The organism is Chryseobacterium sp. CS3K3.1 (assembly GCF_059515165.1).
Window position 1 is genome coordinate 23,645 of the sequence record NZ_JCAKRV010000031.1, and the last position, 18,886, is coordinate 42,530.

Sequence of the window (18,886 nt, forward strand, 5' to 3'; positions counted from 1 at the left end):
ACGATTCATATCTGTTTTGATGGGCTACACATTTCAGGAGGAGGAGGAATAATGGATATATAGGATGTATTTGCTGATGGAAAATTATAGTCCGGGAGTATTCTGAAATCTGAATTATCAGAAACATCATCTTCTTTATGAGAAATAACCGCAAAAAAAAGAGAGGTTTTACATCCACTTTTATGATGCAGAGGGAAGTCGATATGCTTGTGTAAATCTATATTTTGTACAGCCAGCTTTTTTGAGAGATCTACCAGGGAATTGATGATCATATCTTTTTTATCCCTATAACAGAAGAATTTTTTTTCACCATTAATAATCCGTATTTGGATAATATCATAAGAATATCCGTTAAGAATAAACTCCTTCTTTTCTTTCCACTCCACATTTGCAATATCTGCTTCTGAAAAGCACACGGTTTCCGAATCCTTGAATTTACTCCTGGTAATATTATATTGTGTCTTCTTATACAACTCTTTTTTCAGAAAAGTAATACCGGAATATATCATATTATTGAAAAATATGATAACAGAAAGGCACAATACAATAGAAAATAGTTTTTTGTACAAAGAATCAGGTATTAAGGAGCAGGCTCACCGGAAAAATTAACTGCAGTAAATTTTGAAATGTTTATTCTGTGCAGCGTCTGTGAACCTTGTACATTGTATTCTATCCAATTGTCTTTTGGATTTATTTTTAGGGAAACAGGATTTTCATCAGGTTTTCCTGCCGGCACCTGATCAGCCATTTTGGTTTCATCTTCATTTTTATACTGAAGATTGCCTCTTACCATAATTGTATTTCCAATATTATCTTGACTAAATGAAATAGAATTTCCTTCTGCCCTCAGCGTTTTTATCGTAACTATACTGTTATTATTTTTCTTTACTTTAACGGTATACATGATTCCCTTTACTCCTGATCTTCCTCCTGCCCATTCTGTTTTCTCAGCAGAGATGACTGATATTACTTCATCCTGATATAAAGAGGATACCGGCATCCCGCAGGAAGTCAGCATCCAAAACACAGTTAAATATAATTGATTATTCATTTTTTAGTCATTATCTCCTCCTTTAGGTCCCAATACCAGGAAGTTACCACTATATACAACTTCACCTTTATGTTCGGCTTTCAGTATATAATTTCCAGATAACATTTTTTGTCCGAACTCTTCATCAGATTTTACATTTTTCTTACTATACACCAGCCTGCCTGATGCATCCACAATGCTTATATCCACGCTGTTGTATTTAGCTGTATCAAATCTCAAATGGGAAACCCCTTTTGAAGGATTCGGATATATAATATTCATATTCTTTTTAAATTGGGTCTCTGTGGTTGACAATTGAGTCAGCGTATTCTGCGTTGTCCAGGCTCCTCTTCCGTAAGTAGAAACCAATACTGTTTTAGTAGCAGGTCTGTAATCCAGATTAGTAATTCTCACATTCCCTATATTTCCAGTTACTGAAGACCATTCAGGAGTTAGATCCAGGAAATTAGTAGTTCCCCAAACTCCCATTTCTGTTCCTACTAATACTTCATTGGGATTGTCTGGATTTCTGAGTATAGTTCTTACCGGCATATCAGGAAGGTTTCCTTCTTTGTTCTGCCAGGTTGTCCCTCCATCTGTAGAATAGAAAACGCTGGTGAGGTTATAATTGAAAAGTGTCACCATCATCTCATTTTCATTTGCTCCAAACTCGATATCAGAAATAGTTCCTGCTATTGGTGATGTTAACAGAGTTGCTGTGTATGCTGTGGTATTTGCATTTGCTATTTTAAAGATTCTCCCCAGATTGGTTCCTACAAAAAGTGTGGTGGAAGCAGTTGTATAAGGAGATACTTTCATCCAAGATATCTGCTCCCCGGACTGTGCTGTTCCTACAGTAACCACATTATTAGTGAATGATGTAGCAGTACCGGAAAGTCCGCTTGTGCTGAAAAGCGTAAGCCCGGAACGGTAAGAATAGAAGGTATCATTTTTTCTATCCAAAGCTATTTCATTGGCGAAATGTCCTAAATTTGCATTGGTACCGGCGATAAGACTAGATACATTGTTAGTCAATAAATAATGATTGTTATAAGTATAGCTCGAAATTTCATATGTGTCCAGATCATCGTACTCTGTGTACATACCATCTCCCCCTGTACCAGCAAACTTGGAAAGAAAGTTATTGGATTGTGGCGCACCATAAAGCCACCATGAACCATTATCCTGAGCCCCAGCCAATAATTCTTCATCTACCGGAGTTTTTGTCGGATTAAGCATTGCTGTGTAGAACTGTGTTACATTATACCTGGTATTTCTTGCAACAAAGCCATCTACAGTCCCAATATTGGTTTTATTGGCAGCATAATAGATTCCTCCATCATTTCCAAAAAGCATTTGCCCGGTTGCGTAATTATTATAAGGATTGAATATGATTGCATGCTGGTCCGCATGAACTGTAGAAACCTGCAAAGTGGCCATATTGTTATTATTGGACCATTTTGAAATCTGACTCCATGTACCTCCTCCGTTCGTAGATTTATACAGATCAACACCTCCGATATACACTGTATTGTCATCCTGAGGATCTGCTGCAATCACAAGATCATAAAAAGATTGTCTCCGGGTGAAATCATTAGCAGGAATAGCTGTATCTGTAGGCGCAGGTAATGTCAAAACAGGTGCTGCATCATTGGTAGCCTGCCATGTTACTCCTCCGTCAACAGAACGTGCAATTCTGATTGGTTCTGTAGTAGTAGAGCTTCCCTGCATAAAAGCATACACTTTATTAGCATTTGTTTTGGAAAGGCAAAAATTAACTCTTGCTCCTGCATTTCCTACATTGTATACCTGATTAAAAGTATTTCCGTCTGCAGATTTAAAAATTCTTCCTCCTGAGTCTACATTGGAAAGCCTTGAAGTTCTTGTAGAAACCCATACAGCATTATCTGCTCCTATTTCTATCTGTTGTATAGAATATCCGGTTGTACCGGCTGCATTTGTTGTTGTATCTAAGGCCAGTAAATTAGTATTTTTGTTAAATGTAACCCCTCCATCAGTTGATTTATATAACCCAGCCTGATATATTCCATTCCATCCCGCAACAAAAGTAGGGGTCCCTACATAAGTTCCGCTTACCCCTGCATATACCTCCGAAATTCCATTATTATTTCTAACTTTAATATCATTAATATAAAAGTTTCCATTTACTATTCCATTCGAATAGGTTACCGGTATGGTAAATATCTGTGTCCAGGTAGCACCTCCATCCGTCGATTTCCAGATTCCGGATCCTTTAGCATCACCCGTTTCACATTCCCCTGTACCAACATAAAATACCTTCGGATTGTTTGGATCGTAAGTAATGCTTGAAACCGAAGTATTGGCCCAGAATGTACTGAGTGGCTGCCATTCATTTGTACTTACAGAAGGATCCTGATTAACCCAAAGTCCACCGGAAATTCCGCCCGCAAAGACTCTTTTGCCGGTAGTATCATTAGGGTCATACATAATAGCCCTTGTTCGTCCTCCTACATCATAAGGTCCTCTTTCAATCCAGGGTTCATTAATAATTTTTCCGGTGGAAGAATGATGATTACTGGAAATAAATGACATAGGCTTTTCAGAACGATATTTACCTGACAATATATCATGATTTATTTTTACCAGTTTCTCAAAATAGGTCCTTCCGGTAACCGGATCCATTGTTCTTTTGTAATCTTCCTCATAATATTCATTAGGAGGTATTCCAGCAGCCCTGGCAGTTTTATGCAGCTGTTTAAGGTTCTTGCCGTACTGGGCATACAATTTCTGTAAATGTTTTTGATTATTATTAAGCGTATTTTGCTGTGCATTAGTAAAAGTGCAGAATAATACCGCTACGATAGGATAGATTTTCAGTTTCATTTGTTTTTTTTCAAATATATTAAAAATAAATATTAAATATTCAATAAAAACAAAAATACATTATGAATATAAATAAAAAACTACCATAAACATGTCAAATACCTATTTGGGCGTTTTTTATTTTTTAATTAAAATGCTTATTTTTTTAATTAAAAAACAAAAAGCCCCGGATAAATCCGGGGCAATTATATGATTACAAAAGAAATCTTACGCTTGAACGTTGTTTCCTCCTAATACGAAAGGCTCAACTTCTTTGATTTCTCCGAACTGCTGCTCGTAGTTAGCGATGTTCTGTTGAAGAGCGTTTAATACTCTTTTAGCGTGAAGTGGAGCAAGAATTACTCTTGATCTTACTTTAGCCTGCTGAACACCTGGCATCAACTGAATAAAGTCTACTACAAATTCAGATGGAGAGTGGTTTACCAATGCAAGGTTAGCATAGATACCAGCCGCTACCATTTCGTTTAATTCGATGTTGATGTTTCCGTCTTGTGGATTTTGATTGTTGTCCATTGTTATAAATTATGTTTTTAAAATTCGAAATTTGAGATTGTGAAAATATAAAAATAATTTCAAATCCCAAATTTCAAATCATTAATTTTAGTTAAGGTCTTCGAATTCTTTCTTAGAACCAACAATAACGTTCTGATATTCTTTGAGACCTGTACCTGCAGGGATTCTGTGACCTACAATTACATTTTCTTTAAGACCGTTAAGATCGTCTATCTTACCAGCAACCGCTGCTTCGTTAAGAACTTTAGTTGTTTCCTGGAATGATGCTGCAGACATGAATGATTTAGTCTGAAGGGCAGCTCTTGTAATACCTTGCAGTACCGGAGTTGCCGTAGCAGGAAGAGCTTCTCTTACTTCTACCAATGCTAAATCTTCACGCTTCAACTTAGAGTTCTCGTCTCTTAATTCTCTTGCAGTAATCATCTGACCTGGCTTGAATTCTTTAGAATCACCAGCATCTACTACTACTTTAAGACCGAATACTCTGTTGTTTTCTTCAAGGAAGTCATACTTATGTTCAAGAGCTCCTTCAAGGAATTGAGTATCACCTCCATCTACGATAGATACTTTCGTCATCATCTGTCTTACGATAATTTCGAAGTGCTTGTCGTCGATTTTTACCCCCTGTAGACGGTAAACTTCCTGAATTTCGTTTACTAAGTATTCCTGAACGGCAGTTGGACCTTTAATTCTTAAGATATCTTCCGGTGTGATAGAACCGTCAGAAAGTGGAGAACCTGCTCTTACGAAGTCATTCTCCTGAACAAGAATCTGGTTGGAAAGTTTTACCAAGTAAATTTTTCTTTCTCCAGTTTTAGCCTCAACAATAAGTTCACGGTTACCTCTCTTGATTTTTCCGTAAGAAACTACCCCGTCGATTTCAGTAACAACCGCTGGGTTTGATGGGTTTCTTGCTTCGAATAATTCGGTAACTCTCGGAAGACCTCCGGTGATATCCCCTGCTTTTGCAGATTTTCTTGGGATCTTGATTAAGACTTTACCAGCCTTAATTTTTTCACCATCGTTAACCATTAAGTGGGCTCCTACCGGTAAGTTGTAAGCTTTTTGCTCAACTCCTTTAGAGTCTACCACCTTAAGGGTAGGTACGGCTTTCTTATTTCTGGATTCAGAGATTACTTTCTCTTCAAATCCTGTTTGTTCGTCAATTTCAAGCTGGAATGAAATACCCTGGATGATATCCTCGTATTCTACCTTACCTGAAGTTTCAGCAATGATAACCGCGTTATATGGATCCCAACGACAGATTGTATCTCCTTTCTTCACTTTATCACCTGGTTTTACAGATAATATAGATCCGTAAGGTACATTAGCTACCATTAATGGAGTTCTGGACTCATTATCAGCAACTAATCTGAATTCTGTTGAACGGGAAACCACAACCTCAGCTGTATTACCGTTTTCATCTTCTGAAGTAATAGTTCTTACTTCATCCATTTCTACGATACCATCTCTTCTTGCAACGATAGATGGGTTTTCTGATACGTTACCTGCAGTACCCCCCTGGTGGAAGGTTCTCAACGTAAGCTGAGTACCTGGTTCCCCAATGGATTGTGCTGCAATTACACCTACCGCTTCACCCATGTGAATCACTTTACCTGTTGCCAGGTTTCTACCGTAACATTTCGCACAGATACCTTTCTTAGCTTCACAAGTTAATGGTGAACGAACCTCCACTGCTTCTAATCCAGCTTCTTCGATTCTCTTTGCCAAAGATTCAATGATCACCTGATCTGCACTTGCGATAAGCTCGTCAGTTTCAGGATCGTAAATATTATGAAGAGATACTCTACCTAAGATTCTTTCAGAGATTCTTTCAACGATCTCGTCATTTTTCTTAAGTGCAGTAACTTCTGTACCTCTTAGAGTTCCACAGTCGTCTTCTGTAACGATAACGTCCTGTGCAACGTCTACCAATCTTCTCGTTAAGTAACCGGCATCAGCTGTCTTAAGAGCGGTATCCGCAAGACCCTTACGAGCACCGTGGGTAGAGATAAAGTACTCTAGAATCGAAAGACCTTCCTTAAAGTTGGCAAGGATCGGGTTTTCGATGATCTCCGCTCCGGTAGAACCGGCTTTCTGCGGTTTTGCCATCAAACCTCTCATCCCTGATAACTGACGGATCTGTTCTTTAGAACCCCTCGCTCCAGAGTCAAGCATCATGTATACAGAGTTGAAACCACCTTGGTCAGTTTTCATTCTGCTCATGATCATTTCAGTTAATCCTGCGTTGGTATTTGTCCAAACGTCGATTACCTGGTTATAACGTTCTGTATCGGTAATTAGACCCATGTTATAGTTAGCTCTAATTTCGTCTACAGTTTCAATTGATTGTGCAATCATCTGCTTTTTCTCAACAGGAACTACAATATCCCCTAGTGAGAAAGAAAGACCTCCTTTGAATGCGTTTGAATACCCTAGGTCTTTCATTGCATCAAGGAACTTAACAGTTGTAGGGAAATCCGTATCAGCAAGGATCTTACCGATAACGTTTCTCAATGATTTCTTAGTCAGAAGTTCATTGATATATCCTACCTGCTTAGGTACAATCTGGTTGAACAGGATTCTACCTACAGAAGTTTCGATCAATCTTGTAACGATTTCTCCATCTTCTTTGATAGGTAGTCTACATCTTACTTTAGCATTTAAAGATACTCTTCCTTCAGCATAAGCAATTTCTGCTTCTTCAGGAGAATAGAATGCAAGACCTTCTCCTTTTACTTTCATCGTCTCTGTAGAGCTTAATTCTTTAGTCATGAAATAAAGACCAAGAACCATGTCCTGAGATGGTACTGTAATTGGAGAACCGTTTGCAGGGTTCAGGATGTTCTGAGAACCTAACATCAATAACTGAGCTTCAAGGATCGCTTCTGGTCCTAGTGGCAAGTGTACCGCCATCTGGTCACCATCGAAATCGGCGTTGAAGGCCGTAGTTACTAACGGGTGTAGCTGGATTGCCTTACCTTCGATCATCTTAGGTTGGAAAGCCTGAATACCCAGTCTGTGAAGCGTAGGTGCTCTGTTCAATAGAACAGGGTGACCTTTCATCACGTTTTCAAGGATATCATAAACTACCGGTTCTTTTCTGTCGATAATTCTCTTTGCAGATTTTACTGTTTTTACAATTCCTCTTTCAATCAGTTTTCTGATGATGAACGGTTTGTAAAGTTCAGCTGCCATATCTTTAGGAATACCACATTCGTGAAGCTGTAAGTTTGGACCTACAACAATTACCGAACGCGCAGAATAGTCAACCCTTTTCCCTAGTAAGTTCTGACGGAAACGACCTTGCTTACCTTTCAATGAATCAGAAAGTGATTTCAATGGTCTGTTTGATTCCGATTTTACTGCAGAAGATTTTCTTGTGTTATCGAATAATGAATCTACAGATTCCTGAAGCATACGCTTCTCGTTTCTCAGGATTACTTCAGGAGCTTTGATCTCCAATAATCTCTTCAAACGGTTATTTCTGATGATAACTCTTCTGTAAAGGTCATTCAGGTCAGAAGTTGCGAAACGTCCTCCATCTAATGGAACCAATGGTCTTAGTTCTGGCGGGATAACAGGAAGTACACGCATGATCATCCACTCTGGTCTGTTGATCATTCTTGTATTAGCACCTCTTAATGCTTCTACAACGTTCAATCTCTTAAGAGCTTCAGTTCTTCTTTGTTTTGAACCTTCGTTGTGAGCTTTGTGTCTCAAGTCGAAAGACAATGCATCAAGATCGATTCTTTTTAAAAGATCTTCCACAGCTTCAGCCCCCATTCTGGCGATGAATTTGTTTGGATCAGAATCATCAAGATACTGGTTTTCTACAGGAAGAGTTTCCATGATATCAAGGTACTCTTCTTCTGTAAGGAATTCCATATTTTCAAAATCAGAACCGTCTAATTTTTTAGCAATACCCTGCTGGATCACCACATATCTTTCGTAGTAGATGATCATATCTAATTTCTTAGAAGGAATTCCTAAAAGGTATCCGATTTTGTTTGGTAATGAACGGAAATACCAGATGTGTGCAATTGGAACTACAAGGTTGATGTGCCCGATTCTCTCTCTTCTTACTTTTTTCTCAGTAACTTCTACTCCACAACGGTCACAAACGATCCCTTTGTAACGAATTCTCTTGTATTTACCACAAGCACATTCGTAATCCTTTACAGGACCAAAGATTTTCTCACAAAATAGCCCGTCTCTTTCAGGCTTGTGAGTTCTGTAGTTAATAGTTTCCGGTTTTAAAACCTCCCCTCTTGAGTCTTGTAAAATAGACTCCGGTGAAGCTAAACCGATGGTTATTTTATTAAATCTACTTGATTTATTTTTATTTGACATAATTTTTTTTAGATTTTAGATTTCAGATTTCAGATTTCAGACGAAATCATCATTCCAAATTCAAGGATTATAAAATTCTTAGAGTGTCGTAGTCTGACATCCTGTGTCTGACATCTGATATCTTACTCCTCCAATCTTACGTCTAATCCAAGACCTTGTAACTCGTGAAGTAATACGTTGAATGATTCCGGAATACCTGGTTCAGGCATAGATTCACCTTTTGCAATTGCTTCATAAGTTTTTGCTCTACCAATCACGTCATCCGACTTCACAGTAAGGATCTCTCTCAGGATGTTAGATGCACCGAATGCTTCAAGTGCCCAAACCTCCATCTCTCCGAATCTCTGACCTCCGAACTGAGCTTTACCTCCTAATGGCTGCTGAGTAATCAATGAGTAAGGACCGATAGAACGTGCGTGCATTTTGTCATCAACCATGTGTCCTAATTTCAGCATGTAAATAACCCCTACAGTCGCAGCCTGAGTAAATCTTTCTCCGGTACCACCATCATAAAGGTAAGTGTGACCGAATTTAGGAAGACCTGCTTTGTCTGTATATTCAGTAATCTGATCAAGAGTTGCTCCATCGAAGATTGGTGTAGCGAACTTCATACCCAGCTTCTGACCAGCCCATCCAAGAACTGTTTCATAAATCTGACCGATGTTCATACGGGAAGGTACCCCAAGTGGATTCAATACGATATCTACCGGTGTTCCGTCTTCCAGGAATGGCATATCTTCTTCACGAACGATTCTTGAAACGATACCTTTGTTACCGTGACGTCCTGCCATTTTATCTCCTACATTCAGTTTACGTTTCTTAGCGATGTAAACTTTAGCCAGCTTCATGATACCTGCAGGAAGTTCATCTCCGATTGAAATAGCAAATTTCTCACGGTTTTTAACTCCTTGAATGTCGTTATATTTGATTTTGTAATTGTGAATCAATTGTTTGATCAATTCATTCTTGTCAGCGTCTACTGTCCAGTCTGAACCGCTAACGTTTACATAATCTTCAACTGAAGTTAATAACTTGTGAGTGAATTTCACACCTTTACCGATGATTTCTTCGTCAAGGTCGTTTTGTACCCCCTGAGAAGTTTTACCGCTTACCAGTGTATTTAATTTTTCAATTAATGTATTTCTCAACTCGTCAAACTTAGCCTTGTAAGTGTTTTCAATTTCTTCAAGTTTAAGTTTTTCTTCAGTTCTTTTCTTTTTGTCTTTGATGTTTCTTGAGAACAATTTCTTGTTGATAACAACACCTCTTAATGATGAGTCAGCTTTCAATGAAGCATCCTTCACATCACCAGCTTTATCACCGAAGATTGCTCTAAGAAGTTTTTCTTCAGGAGTCGGGTCAGATTCACCTTTTGGAGTAATTTTACCAATCATGATATCTCCAGGCTTCACTTCAGCACCGATTCTGATCATACCGTTCTCGTCAAGATCTTTCGTAGCTTCTTCAGATACGTTTGGAATATCTGCTGTAAGCTCTTCCATACCTAATTTAGTATCACGAACTTCAAGAGAATATTCATCAACGTGGATTGAAGTAAACCAGTCTTCACGTACAACTTTTTCGTTGATTACGATTGCATCCTCGAAGTTGTACCCTTTCCAAGGCATGAACGCTACCACTAAGTTTCTACCAAGAGCCAATTCTCCTTTTTCAGTAGCATACCCGTCGCAAAGTACCTGTCCTTTTTCCACTACATCACCTACTCTTACGTTTGGTCTTAGGGTAATGGTTGTACTCTGGTTCGTTTTTCTGAACTTAGTAAGGTTGTATGTTTTAGTAGCAGACTCGAATTGTACTAAATCTTCGTCTTCGCTTCTTTCATATTTAATAACGATTCTGTCAGCATCTACGTACTGTACTGTACCTGTACCTTCAGCGTTAATTAAGATTCTTGAATCTCTTGCAACCTGCTGCTCAAGCCCTGTACCAACGATTGGAGCCTGTGGCTTCAATAGAGGAACGGCCTGACGCATCATGTTGGATCCCATCAATGCACGGTTCGCATCATCATGCTCCAGGAATGGAATTAATGAAGCGGAAATACCGGAAATCTGGTTTGGTGCTACGTCGATAAGGTCTACCTGGCTAGGTTCTACTACCGGATAGTCACCATCCAATCTTGCAATGATTCTGTCTGTTTCAAATTCACCGTTGTCGCTCAATTCAACGTTTGCCTGAGCAATTACTTTAGATTCTTCATCTTCCGCATTTAAGTAGATAGGATCTGCGTTAAGCTCAATCTTACCGCCTTCTACTTTTCTATATGGAGTTTCGATGAAACCTAATCTGTTGATTTTAGCATAAATACCTAAAGATGAAATCAAACCGATGTTTGGTCCTTCCGGAGTTTCAATCGGACAAATTCTTCCGTAGTGAGTATGGTGAACGTCTCGAACCTCGAAACCTGCTCTTTCTCTTGATAAACCACCAGGCCCTAGTGCAGATAATCTTCTCTTGTGAGTGATCTCTGATAGAGGGTTGGTTTGGTCCATAAACTGAGAAAGCTGGTTGGTACCAAAGAACGAGTTGATTACTGATGTTAATGTCTTCGCATTTACAAGGTCAAGCGGAGTAAAGATTTCGTTATCTCTAACGTTCATTCTTTCCTTGATTGTTCTTGCAATTCTTGAAAGACCTACCCCGAACTGTCCAGCTAATTGCTCACCAACAGTTTTAATTCTTCTGTTTGATAAGTGGTCAATATCATCAACCTCTGCTTTAGAGTTGACAAGCTCGATTAAGTGTCTTACAATAGCAATGATATCTTCTTTTGTAAGAACCTCAGTTGTAGTTGGAATGTTAAGACCTAGCTTTTTGTTCAATCTGTAACGTCCAACTTCACCTAATGAATATCTCTGCTCAGAGAAGAATAATTTTTCAATAATTCCTCTTGCCGTTTCCTCATCTGGCGGATCTGCGTTTCTTAACTGACGATAAATATACTCTACCGCTTCTTTTTCAGAGTTAGTAGGGTCTTTTTGTAATGTATTCTGGATGATAGAGAATTCGTTGCTGTTTTCTTTGTGAATAAGAATTGATTTCACACCCGCATCAAGAATAAGATCTAAGTGTTCTTTTTCAAGAATAGTTTCTCTATCCAGGATGATTTCGTTTCTTTCAATAGAAACTACCTCACCTGTATCTTCGTCTACGAAATCTTCGAACCAGGTGTTCAATACTCTCGCAGCCAATGTTCTCCCTTCTACTTTTTTAAGGGCCGCTTTAGAAACTTTCACTTCTTCAGCAAGGTCGAAGATCTGAAGGATATCCTTATCAGATTCATAACCGATCGCTCTTAATAAAGTTGTTAATGGTAATTTTTTCTTACGGTCGATATACGCGTACATTACGCTGTTGATATCCGTTGTAAATTCCATCCAAGATCCTTTGAAAGGGATAATTCTTGAATAGTAAAGTTTGGTTCCGTTTGCGTGGTAAGTTTGTCCGAAGAATACACCAGGTGAACGGTGAAGCTGCGTAACGATAACTCTTTCAGCACCATTGATGATAAAAGAACCACTTGGCGTCATATAAGGAACCGGACCTAAGTATACGTCCTGAACCACAGTCTGGAAATCTTCATGTTCCGGGTCAGTACAATACAGTTTAAGTCTAGCTTTTAGAGGAACTGAATAAGTAAGTCCTCTTTCCACACACTCATCGATTGAATAACGTGGAGAATCTACCAGATAGTCTAAGAATTCTAATACGAATTGGTTTCTTGAATCCGTAATTGGGAAATTCTCTTGGAAAGTCTTGTAAAGAGCTTCTGTCTTTCTGGCTTCAGGAAGTGTATCAAGCTGGAAAAATTCTCTGAAAGATTCAATTTGGATATCCAAAAAGTCCGGAGTGATGATTTTTCCTTTCGCTGATGAGAAATTAATTCTCGGATTTCCTTGAGTTGTTGATTTTGTTTTACTCATAAAACTTTTAAGAAAGGGTTAAAAAATATTTTGATTCATTAAAAAATATCAGAAAAGAACAAAGAAACAAGATAAAAGTAAAAGGTAAAAGTGTTTTTGGCGCTCACAAAGGACCTTAGATTCTTTTAAACTTCCTACCTGGTTCTTTCTAACTGCAACACTGGTATATCTTTTCACAGCGTAATGCAAAATATTTTTATTACTTTTGAGGCTGTATTACCGCAGTATTTATATACACGAAATCCCTTCCACGTTTACACAGTGAAAGAGTTGATTTTCAGTATTTTATAAATTTACATACAATTTTTCGCGCCAAAAGAAGGGCAAAGATACAAAAAGTTATCCACAAAAACAAATAAATCATCTCATTTTGAGACTCTTAAAAACGAGAGAGGCTGCCCAAATATGAGCACCCCCTCCACAACACAAGCTAATCCTATGATTATTTCACAATAACCTTATAAGATTTTATTTTTGAGGTTTCCGTGACTGAACAAATACAAATACCTACCTGAGCGATTTCCCGGAAACTTACAGGTTATTAGTAGAACGATGGTTAATATTTTATTTTTCATTTCTAATGCTATTTGATGTTTTCATATAAATGCTTTTTGAAAGGACAATTCCAATACATTTTCATCTCATTCATAAACGACACCGTAAGGACACTTACGCTTGTAAGATGTTACAGGATTACGAATAATGCCATCCATTCTATTGGGCAGTCGATTTACTACTTCTGAGGAAGTATATTTCAGAATTGTTGTTTTAAAAAAAGGAAAATTATCCCGGAAACTTTTATTACATAACAAATAGCTTTCTTTTTGACCGGCAGAACCGTTATACAAACCTGTCCAATGATGACCTTTAGTATACAGATCAACGGAAACATCAGTAAAGCAAAACCACAAATGATTGGTAATAACTGTACCATATGACAACTCAAGCTTTGCCATTATTACAGATATTATCTTCGTGTTTAGTTTTCCTATAGCCGTCAAAATCTTCAGAAGCGTAATCTTATGACCAAAGAAAAGAAAGTTATTTCTATCCAATTATTGTGTTTTTTCAATACAAATATAATATTTTTTCAATTAAAACAACAATTAACTGATAAAAATTCACATAAAATAATTAAACACAATAATGAACGTAAAAAAAATCACACATCACCACAAAATATGTAATCATAAAAAACTATATCAGTATTAGTAATAACAATATTATATTACTATTAAAAATTAAAAGACACATTTACAAAAGCTTACATACAAAAAAGCCCGGGCATTTGCCCGGGCTTCTTTATTTATATACAATTGAAATTATTTCAATTCTACTTCAGCACCAGCTTCTTCTAATTGCTTCTTAAGAGCTTCAGCTTCGTCTTTAGAAACACCTTGCTTAATTGCAGCAGGAGCTCCGTCTACGATATCTTTAGCTTCTTTAAGACCAGCACCAGTTAAATCTTTTACTAATTTAACGATAGCTAATTTAGAAGCACCTGCAGACTTAAGAATTACATCGAATTCAGTCTTTTCTTCAGCAGCATCACCTGCACCACCTGCAGCAACAACTACAGCAGCAGCAGCTGGCTCAATTCCGTACTCATCCTTAAGGATAGCAGCTAATTCGTTTACGTCTTTTACAGTTAGGTTTACTAGCGTTTCAGCTAAATTTTTTAAATCTGACATTGTTGTAATGTTTTTGTTGATTATTTATTTAATTTTTTGAGTGTAATTATTCAGCAGCTGGCGTTTCGTCAGTGCTTTCTGCAGCAGCTTCAGGAGCTTCAGCAGGAGTTTCTTCTACCGCAGGAGCAGCTTCTTCAGCTTTAGCTTCTACAGTTTCAGGTTTGTTTTGAAGAGCAGAAACAACTCTCTGGATTGGAGACTGAAGTAATCCAATGATTTCACCGATCATTTCTTCTCTAGACTTGATGTTAGCCAACATGTCCAGGTTGTTGTCACCAACGTAGAAAGTTTCTTGAACAAAAGCAGACTTTAAAGCTGGCTTTTCTTCTTTCTTTCTGAATCCTTGGATCAATTTCGCAGGAGCGTTTGCTGTTTCAGCAATCATTAACGCTGAGTTTCCTTTGAAAGATGGGAACATTTCAGAGTAATCAACTCCTTCAATCTGCTCCATTGCTTTTTGTAAAAGTGTATTTTTTACTACTTTCACTTTGATATTTTGTTTGAAAGCCTGTCTTCTGAAATCTGAAGATTTACCAGCGTTCAAACCTTCTAAATCTGCTACGTATACTACTTTTGCATCCTGAAGCAAATCTTTGATCTCTTGTATTGCTACAACTTTTTGGTCTTTTGTCATTGTCTTAAGGATTATTATTAGTTAACAGATTTAGTATCAATTGCAATACCTGGGCTCATTGTAGAAGATAAATAGATACTCTTCACATAAGTTCCTTTAGCAGCAGTTGGTTTCATTTTGATCAATGTCTGGATTAATTCCTGAGCATTTTCTTTGATCTTGGCAGCATCGAAAGATACTTTACCAATACCAGCATGGATAATACCATACTTGTCTACTTTGAAATCAATTTTACCTGCTTTTACTTCAGTTACTGCTTTACCAATTTCCATTGTTACAGTTCCTGATTTAGGGTTTGGCATTAAACCTCTTGGACCTAATACTCTACCTAATGGACCTAATTTACCCATTACAGCTGGCATTGTAACGATAACGTCAACATCTGTCCAACCTTCTTTGATTTTTTGTAAATATTCGTCAAGACCTACATAGTCAGCACCAGCAGCTTTAGCTTCTGCTTCTTTATCTGGAGTTACAAGAGCTAATACTTTAACATCTTTACCAGTACCGTGAGGAAGAGATACAACACCTCTTACCATTTGGTTTGCTTTTCTAGGGTCTACTCCTAATCTTACAGCGATATCTACAGAAGCATCAAACTTTGTAGTGTTCACTTCTTTTACAAGAGCTGAACCTTCTTCAAGGTTATAGATTCTTCCTTTTTCTACTTTGCTTAAAGCTTCCTTTTGCTTTTTAGTTAATTTTGCCATTTCTTTAAGTTTTAAGCGTTAGTTGGTTTAGTTCCTGTTACTCTTAATCCCATAGATCTGGCAGTACCTGCAACCATAGAAAGAGCAGAGTCCATTGTAAAACAGTTAAGATCCGCCATTTTATCTTCAGCGATTTTCTTTACCTGTTCCCAAGTTACAGAACCTACTTTGTTTCTGTTTGGTTCACCAGAACCTCCCTTGATCTTAGCTGCATCCATTAGCTGGATTGCTGCAGGTGGAGTTTTAATAACGAATTCAAAAGATTTGTCTTCGTATACTGTAATTACTACAGGTAAAACTTGCCCTGGCTTATCTTGGGTTCTTCCGTTAAATTGCTTACAAAACTCCATGATGTTCACACCTGCAGAACCCAATGCTGGACCTACTGGTGGAGAAGGGTTAGCTGCGCCACCTTTCACCTGAAGCTTTACCATTTTAAAGACTTTCTTAGCCATTGTTTGTTTTTTAAATTTGAATAATTAATGAGTTTGGAAGCATTTATTATTCAGTAGGTTATGCACTCACATAACAATAAACCTACTTTTTGGACTGCAAAAGTATAAAATATTTTTGAAATAGCAAACGGAAATTGCTGATTTTTAAAAGTTTTAGAAAAAAAATAAATCAAGCCCCATTAATGTATCTTTGAAAATATAGCCCCAAAAACAAAAACGGTTATCTGCATTAAATAACCGTTTTTAAAATATTTTAAAAGAAAAGACTGATTAAAAGCCTGAAGGTTTATTAATTGTTTTCGTAGAACCGTCGTTTCCACCAAGATCATCATTGATATCGTTTATATTTTGCTTTTCAATTAATCTTTTGTAAGCCATCAGATAAAGATCAACCGTAAAGTTATTATAGGTTCTTGATGGTGTAGTTGTGTTGGTGGCGATCATTCTGCTATCTGTAAATCTAGCTCTGACGTGCCATGTTCCGTTACTTTTGAAAGCCACTACATCCGGCGATCCCTGTTTGTTATCATTCACACCGTTGTCACCATAATCAAGCATTACACTGGTATTTCCATCGTTCAGCTTGAAGGAATAATTGTGGAGGATAACTAAAAAGTTGTTGGCATCAATTTTAGTATCATAATCTGTAATTCCTGTTCCAGGTACACCGGTAAGGGTAAGTTTAAGATAATTGAACAGCCCGCTGCTTTCCAAAGCCGGATCATACAGTTGTAAGGCATTCTGCGAAGTGGCTAAAAAGCTTCCTCCTGTCATCGTAGGTTCTCCCGGATTTCTTAAATATAAGGAATTCGTATGTGTTTTTCCATTAACATCAAGTGTTTCTGAGGGATTAGCAGTGTTGATCCCTACTTTTCCTTTCTGGGCGTTTAAAAACATCCCAAGACATAGGATTATTGTGATATAAATTTTTCTTTCCATAGTTTTTTTATTGAAGGCCCAGTGGCGTATTGGTTGATACTCCCGAATATCCCGGTGAAGCAGATGCTGAAACAGAACCGTTAAAAGTTCCCCAATCTTTCACTAAGGATTTTTCAAAGACATTTAAGGTAAGTGTCCAGGTTCCATTGATGGAAGAAACAGTTCCTGCTCCTTTAAAAGCTAAATTAATAGCATGGTACTGTTTACCGCCGCTGGTCACCTGTGTAATTTCAGTTGAGTAAGAACCATACGATTTTGGGGTCGTACTTGTGTTCGCTGCTGAAACCGCTCCTGTAAAAACAGCACCTGTAATGGCCACCACATATTTACTTGCATCTAATCCTGTATTGAGATTCACAACTTCATCCTGTCTTACATTTTTCAATACAACATTATACATATTTACAGGGGCTACATTACGGAGCGATATATCCAGCAGCTTCACCTTACCTACCGGTGAAGTATCTTTTGACCGGGTAAGAAGAAGATAGTTTCCGCTTGCCTTTGTATTTTCAGTATCTATTAAATAAGATTCTACTAATGTTTCCCCTTCAACATCAAGAGTTCCTTTGGGTGTTTTAGTATTTATTCCTACTTGTGCATTTATGCTTAAAGCAGCAAAACCCGTAAAGAGTATCGCAATAATTTTTTTCATAATTTATGTTTTTATTGAATTAATGGAGCTGTCGCCGCACCAGTAGCTGACCCATTAAGGTTTTGTGTTGAATTAAAATCTTTCGCGTACGACCTATCAAACACCAGTAAGTTGAGTGTCCAGACTCCTGTAGGTAAAGAATTATCAGGGGCAAATCCATGGTAATCTGCCTTAAGCTTCCATGTCCCTCCTGAAGAGTAAGCAAAGATCTGTGGCACTGGGGTAAGCCAGTCTCCGGAATAAGTTCTTGTAGGCTGTGTAAAACCAAAAGAAGAGATAACCACCAAAAATTTGCTGGAATTGATCTTGGTGTCAAATTGATTTACCCAATCTTTGTCATTAGGATCGCAGGTAATTTTGAATTGAACAAGGTTAATAGGAGCCGGTGAATTAGGTACAAAAGAATCATTGTACGCTGTAATTTTGTTGTCCGGCGCCGGAGATTTGATAATGAAAGTGTAATTCTCATCCGCTTTCAGTTTTTCCAGGGGTTGTTTAAAAACAATTCCTGATGTCTTCATTGTACCGTTTACGGTAAGCTCTTTTTCTGGTGTCGCAGTATTGATACCAACCTGCGCACTCATGAGCACTGATGTGCCCACCAGAGTGATCATCGAAATAATTTTTGTCATTGAGTTATGTGTTTATAAAGCTTATGCTCTTGGGTGACTGATCTTAATTCTATTCTTATTTAAAACATAGAATGCCCATACCTCTGTAACCAGTGTATGAAATAAAAAGAATAAAATTTTGTGGATTAGCTAACAGCTTGGTTGCAAGAAGTATGCCATATGAAAGTGAATTAAGGAACTAAAAGGAACTTGATCCATAAAAAAGCAAAAAGGGTCACGTAATGGTGATAATTCAATTAAAGTAAACTACTTTATAGAAGTAGTCAGCAGAGTTATGAAATTTGAATATCAGCACAATAGTTTCAGCAAACTTAAAAAAACTCTAGCCAGAGTGAAAAAAAAAATGAAGATTCAAATTCAATATTTCATTATGAATTAATAGAACGGCACTATTATTTACCGAAAAAATAACCGAGAAGCATCGCCAGAGACTATTGTTAAAATATATTGAAATGGAATCAGCAA

General features: G+C 37.6%; 14 protein-coding genes. All 14 read right to left on the reverse strand.

Going from position 1 to position 18,886, the window contains the following annotated elements:
• Window positions 1–5: 5 nt before the first annotated feature.
• Window positions 6–509 (reverse strand): hypothetical protein, encoded by a 504-nt coding sequence (locus AC5YGI_RS21445; RefSeq protein WP_496169761.1) that lies wholly within the window; start codon window positions 507–509, stop codon window positions 6–8.
• Window positions 510–580: 71 nt separating this feature from the next.
• The gene (locus AC5YGI_RS21450; protein ID WP_496169763.1) at window positions 581–1,051 is read right to left on the reverse strand and encodes a hypothetical protein; all 471 of its coding nucleotides are present in this window, start codon (window positions 1,049–1,051) and stop codon (window positions 581–583) included.
• 3 nt (window positions 1,052–1,054) lie between these two features.
• Window positions 1,055–3,895: a T9SS type A sorting domain-containing protein gene (locus AC5YGI_RS21455; RefSeq protein ID WP_496169765.1), complete on the reverse strand. Its 2,841-nt coding sequence runs from the start codon at window positions 3,893–3,895 to the stop codon at window positions 1,055–1,057.
• 207 nt (window positions 3,896–4,102) lie between these two features.
• Complete coding sequence (locus AC5YGI_RS21460) at window positions 4,103–4,408, reverse strand: DUF3467 domain-containing protein (RefSeq protein WP_002976436.1); 306 nt, start codon at window positions 4,406–4,408, stop codon at window positions 4,103–4,105.
• An 87-nt stretch (window positions 4,409–4,495) separates the two neighbouring features.
• Complete coding sequence (gene rpoC / locus AC5YGI_RS21465) at window positions 4,496–8,761, reverse strand: DNA-directed RNA polymerase subunit beta' (RefSeq protein ID WP_110008212.1); 4,266 nt, start codon at window positions 8,759–8,761, stop codon at window positions 4,496–4,498.
• A 122-nt stretch (window positions 8,762–8,883) separates the two neighbouring features.
• The gene (rpoB, locus tag AC5YGI_RS21470) at window positions 8,884–12,705 is read right to left on the reverse strand and encodes a DNA-directed RNA polymerase subunit beta (RefSeq protein WP_137905183.1); all 3,822 of its coding nucleotides are present in this window, start codon (window positions 12,703–12,705) and stop codon (window positions 8,884–8,886) included.
• A 641-nt stretch (window positions 12,706–13,346) separates the two neighbouring features.
• Complete coding sequence (locus tag AC5YGI_RS21475; RefSeq protein WP_330743498.1) at window positions 13,347–13,760, reverse strand: hypothetical protein; 414 nt, start codon at window positions 13,758–13,760, stop codon at window positions 13,347–13,349.
• A gap of 267 nt (window positions 13,761–14,027) precedes the next feature.
• Entirely contained in the window at window positions 14,028–14,396 is a 369-nt protein-coding gene (gene rplL, locus AC5YGI_RS21480) for a 50S ribosomal protein L7/L12 (RefSeq protein ID WP_062675820.1), read from the reverse strand.
• Between the two features lie 46 nt (window positions 14,397–14,442).
• Complete coding sequence (gene rplJ / locus AC5YGI_RS21485) at window positions 14,443–15,030, reverse strand: 50S ribosomal protein L10 (RefSeq protein ID WP_110008215.1); 588 nt, start codon at window positions 15,028–15,030, stop codon at window positions 14,443–14,445.
• A gap of 17 nt (window positions 15,031–15,047) precedes the next feature.
• A complete protein-coding gene (gene rplA, locus AC5YGI_RS21490) occupies window positions 15,048–15,740 on the reverse strand; it encodes a 50S ribosomal protein L1 (protein ID WP_002976422.1) in 693 nt (230 codons plus the stop codon).
• A gap of 11 nt (window positions 15,741–15,751) precedes the next feature.
• Entirely contained in the window at window positions 15,752–16,195 is a 444-nt protein-coding gene (gene rplK, locus AC5YGI_RS21495) for a 50S ribosomal protein L11 (RefSeq protein ID WP_047435399.1), read from the reverse strand.
• 270 nt (window positions 16,196–16,465) lie between these two features.
• Window positions 16,466–17,134, reverse strand: a complete 669-nt coding sequence (locus AC5YGI_RS21500) for a hypothetical protein (protein WP_330743512.1) — start codon at window positions 17,132–17,134, stop codon at window positions 16,466–16,468.
• Window positions 17,135–17,141: 7 nt separating this feature from the next.
• Window positions 17,142–17,789 (reverse strand): hypothetical protein, encoded by a 648-nt coding sequence (locus AC5YGI_RS21505; RefSeq protein ID WP_137905186.1) that lies wholly within the window; start codon window positions 17,787–17,789, stop codon window positions 17,142–17,144.
• Between the two features lie 11 nt (window positions 17,790–17,800).
• Complete coding sequence (locus AC5YGI_RS21510; protein ID WP_330743515.1) at window positions 17,801–18,421, reverse strand: hypothetical protein; 621 nt, start codon at window positions 18,419–18,421, stop codon at window positions 17,801–17,803.
• Window positions 18,422–18,886 lie beyond the last annotated feature (465 nt).